The sequence below is a fragment of the Pseudomonas psychrophila HA-4 genome, from assembly GCF_000282975.1.
Lineage (GTDB): Bacteria > Pseudomonadota > Gammaproteobacteria > Pseudomonadales > Pseudomonadaceae > Aquipseudomonas > Aquipseudomonas psychrophila_A.
The window spans coordinates 1-4,131 of record NZ_ALJC01000129.1; the positions used below are offsets into that span (position 1 = coordinate 1).

Here is a 4,131-nt window from a genome sequence, read left to right on the forward strand (position 1 = left end):
TGAGGATAGGTCAGAAGGTGTAAACCTTATTCAGGACGGGACATTTATCTATTAAAAAGCGCAGCGCATTGGCTTCTTGGATGACAACCCGTTGCGGGTTCGCATCGGGCACACTCAGCCAAGCCGCAGCCTCGGGCAGCACGTATTTTCCGGGCGCCGGGTTGTCAGTGGTGGCCCACTGCTCGCCTTGCCAGTAGCACACGCTGATGGCTTGCCCCAGGTAGGCCGGGAGTTGCTCGGCGGATAGATGCCGCAGCGCTCGGCTCAGTACGCGGTTGTCTTGGAACCGATACAAGGCCCGCTCAGGACGTGCGCTAACCAAAATACGTGCACGCCAATGCTCAAGCCACAGGGGTAAATCGCCCGGTGCGAGGCTGGCCAGCCAACCCCAGTTACGCTCAGGGGCGTTGAGCAGTTCGGCCAAGCGCTCGGTATCCGTGCTGTCGAGCCCAATCAAAAAAGGCCCGGCACTGGCCAGTTCGGCCACCGGGGTTTGGCTGTAGACGCTGTGATAACGGTCGTGGGCACGCCCATTCAGCAAACCTTGGCGGGCTTCGATTTCGTTTTGAGAATCCAGTACCAAGCACACGTCGCGCCCTTGGCCGCGTTGCTCGTCCATCCACTGGCGTGGCCGTTCAGGGATCATTGCGAGGCTCCTTCGGGCAGGCACACACCGTTTTGGCAGGCTTCGCACACGGGGCAGAAACTGACCGCGACCACTAGGTGGTCGTTGGCGCTGAGTTGGACTTTTCGGTCAAGGCTGACGGTGTGGTGCTCTTCGGCGTCGAACACCGACACACATCTGCCGGTGGTGACCTGACTAAAGTGACTTTTTTCGTTCAAAAGTGGACATCCGTGACTCCTCAGGCGCAGGGGGCACACTGACGAACAAAGCCCTCTTGGCAAAGAACAGGACGTTAACGGGCGGGCATGAGAACAGATGTAGGAGGCTTCTGTTTTGCCTATCGGAAGAGAGCGAATCGATACACGATCATTCAAAACGTACGACATGAACAAAGCGGCTCCTACAGGAGCGAGCGTACTCTCGGTTTTTTTGATCGTTTAAACACGTGTCGACGATTAACACTAAGACGCTGACGCCACCCACAGGCGCTCAATACGCATGCCTCCGTCATTCGCCATCCAGCGTCCAGGCTCGCATTAGCGCCTGTGCCTGATGCGCACCTATGCCGTAAACATCCGCGTAACGGTCAAGACCTCGAGTGCGCAAGGGTGAGCAATGGCCCAACCACCGGGCAGCCCGCAGCCAGCAGATGACGGGGCGCCGATCGATCTCTTATGACCAATAGAGCGGCAAGGGGTTAGCGACAAGTTACAAGCGGTTTTGCACGTGTGGCTTGTGGCTAACCTAAATCCAAAATATCCCCGGTGTAACACGCCCCTACAATGTGGTCAGTCAGGGGGTCATCCAGCGAAGCAATACGGACACTCACCTCTAAAGCTTGGGGTGCCATCGCCAATTGCTCGGGCCGGGTGTTTTCGGCATGCGCAAGCCAACGCTGCAGGCTGTGAGCCAATTGTTCTGGGCGCATTGCGCATCGGCCGTATACATCTGCGGGGCTTGGTACGGTGAACTTCAACCGTTTCAAACGCTCGCGGGTGGCCGTGATTTTGTCGACTTCGCGCACCAGCAGCACCTTGTTGCTCTCACGGCCCTGGACTTTTTTGTCTGGCAGCGTCATCTCTTTACGGTACTCAACGCGCAGTTGTTGAGTAATTTGCTCAAACACGTCGTCCACAAAGTCAAACTCGCGCTTTGTCACCAATGACCCATTGCCATCCAGCGCTTCTTTATGACGACGCAACGCGGCCCAGCAACCGGGGATATAGCTGTCCACCATGTAGTGATGGTCCATGGAAAATAACTGCCGAACAAAGCTCTCACGCTGGGGCAAACCGTCTTGTTGCCCAAGCGCAGCGCGGATCACGGCATGCTGAATAACGGTATCGCACACTGGCGTCCATAAAAGGTGCGACACCCGCCCTTGATCAAACTCCACGGGCATAAAGTGGCGTAGCGTGCCGTGATGCTGATAAGGCTCCCCGGTTAAATTGGCCAACCCAGTGGCAAACACAGAAAGCCCGACGGGCACATTGACAAATGTAAGCACCACACCAGAGCCATACACGGCGAACTTGGTGTTCATCCAGGTTGCCGGCACGCTCGGGATCGGGTCGTTATGGTTAACCGTACGGTGATGCACAAGTGGCTGGGCCGCGTTGACAAAGGTCGTGTCCGCTGCGCGGGGAGCGCCGTAGGTGTAGAGCAGCACGTCGTAATCAAACCCTTTCCTGCAACGCAGCATTTGCGAAAGAATCAGCGCAATAGCCCCACCCAAGCTGTGGCCACAGACCAGCACCTTTTGCCCGGCATAGAATTTATCGAGGTAGGCCGTTGCAAATTCATTCGCCTGAACGGCCGCTTCATAAAACCCTCGATGCACCTGGCCTTCACCTTCCACAAAAGGCACCTGGAGTGCGTCCGCGTCGCGCAAGAAATCCGCTCCCGCGCTGGTGCCCCTTACAGCAATCAGAATGACTTGATCGTTGTGCGTCACAAAAGCTTGGGTGTCAGTGCCCTCCACACCTTCCTTGGTATCGTCTAGAAAATGAATATTGGCTGGGTTTTCCTGATCCAGTCCCAGAGAAGGATCATTGGCCGAGTAGAGAACGGGATCAAACGGCACAATTTCCAAGCGCTGTGAGTAAGGTACATCCTCATACAACGGGTAATACGCTTGGGTTTGCTCGGGGTTTACTTGCCACGTTTCTGTAAAGGTCGCGAGTTTGTCGCCAAACCAATTGCCCATGCTCGGCTCTTGTTTAAAGCTGACGCCGGGGGTTGTCACGGGCTGCTCATCGGGCGCTTGCCCAAATGGGCAATAGCTCAACGTGGCCATTAAAGCCAACTGGTACAGGTTGAGTGCGCAGAACTCTGACCCGGTCGACAACAAGGGCCGCAATGCCCGCAAGGGACGAACCTCCAACACCGTATGGCATTCAGGCGACATACACACACCGCGCGCGCCAAACTTGCCCATCAGTCGGCGGTCAGCCACATTCAAGGGGAAGTGGCTTTTCACTTCGGGCGGCAAGTGCGATACATGCTCAACCAAATGACGGACTTCAACTTGGCAGTACACAAACTGCCCACGGTCCATGATGGGCTTTGTGGAGCTACGTGAGCCGTCTTTGTTAATGCAGTGAGTCTGTTCAGCCCTGACTTGAAGTTCGGTAATTTTGAGTGGGTAATGCGGCCTTGATTGCAAAAATGTATACGTTTTATTTTCACCTGCATAAATCGCATCGAGCAATAATGCAATAGCCCCCGAACAATGGTTAACGACCTTACTTGCGCCTACCGAATCTAAAAAACCTGTATATAACAAGCCTTTTGAATCCACCACTTTATACGCTAATCCAGCGTATGGCTCTCCCTTACCAAATTCATCTACCAATTGAAAACTGGTTATTTTATCCATCGCAGGACAAGAAAGCACGCGACCCTTCAAGTCAATACCTTTCACGCTATCTTTAATATTCACTTTCGATCCTTATTCATTCTGTGCAACCCGGATAAATAGTGCACTGCTTTCCGTCCGGCATCATAAAGCCACTAAAGCGCTTATAATCGCCATAACAGAACGCATATTGATCTTCAAAATTATCACCCATACAACGCTTCCAACCGTTAGGGACTTTGACCCAGGTATCTTTAATGGCAGGTATCTCTTCTTCAACCAACTTAATTTTCAACCTCACCGTTTTTCCCGGCAGCTTATCCAAGGTATATCCAGCCACAGGACGACCACGGGCCAACACTCCTTTTTCATCTTCGCCTTTACAGTCTAGAATCTTAACTATCCGTCGCTTACCTCCGGACGTTCGAAACCAAAACTGACACTGACCGTAAAAAACACTTTCACCGCTAACACCAAACTCTTTTTTAAATTTAGCCGGTAATTCTTCACGAATGACGACCGTGGCTTTATCCACTCCAAAGTCCCCTCGATCATCACCGTATGTAGAGTAAATTTGAAGTTGCAGATGACTAACAACCATCGGGCACCCACTCACGGTGCGATACAAGGCTATCTCTGAATCAGGCTT

General features: G+C 53.3%; 4 protein-coding genes. All 4 read right to left on the reverse strand.

The window, feature by feature from the left end:
* Positions 1-10: 10 nt before the first annotated feature.
* The gene (locus B347_RS25330) at positions 11-646 is read right to left on the reverse strand and encodes a DUF4123 domain-containing protein (RefSeq protein ID WP_019412034.1); all 636 of its coding nucleotides are present in this window, start codon (positions 644-646) and stop codon (positions 11-13) included.
* Entirely contained in the window at positions 643-843 is a 201-nt protein-coding gene (locus B347_RS0122930) for a hypothetical protein (protein WP_019412035.1), read from the reverse strand. Before B347_RS0122930 ends, B347_RS25330 begins: the two co-directional genes overlap by 4 nt.
* Before the next feature lie 521 nt (positions 844-1,364).
* A complete protein-coding gene (locus tag B347_RS0122935) occupies positions 1,365-3,182 on the reverse strand; it encodes a lipase family protein (protein WP_019412036.1) in 1,818 nt (605 codons plus the stop codon).
* Between the two features lie 397 nt (positions 3,183-3,579).
* Positions 3,580-4,131 (reverse strand): hypothetical protein (locus B347_RS0122940; RefSeq protein WP_019412037.1); only part of this gene is annotated, 552 nt, incomplete at its 5' end.

Excerpts from the sequence above, each read along its gene's own strand:
- B347_RS25330 (WP_019412034.1), bottom strand. The coding sequence starts at position 646 with ATGATCCCTGAACGGCCACGCCAGTGGATGGACGAGCAACGCGGCCAA.
- B347_RS0122935 (WP_019412036.1), bottom strand. The coding sequence starts at position 3,182 with ATGGACCGTGGGCAGTTTGTGTACTGCCAAGTTGAAGTCCGTCATTTG.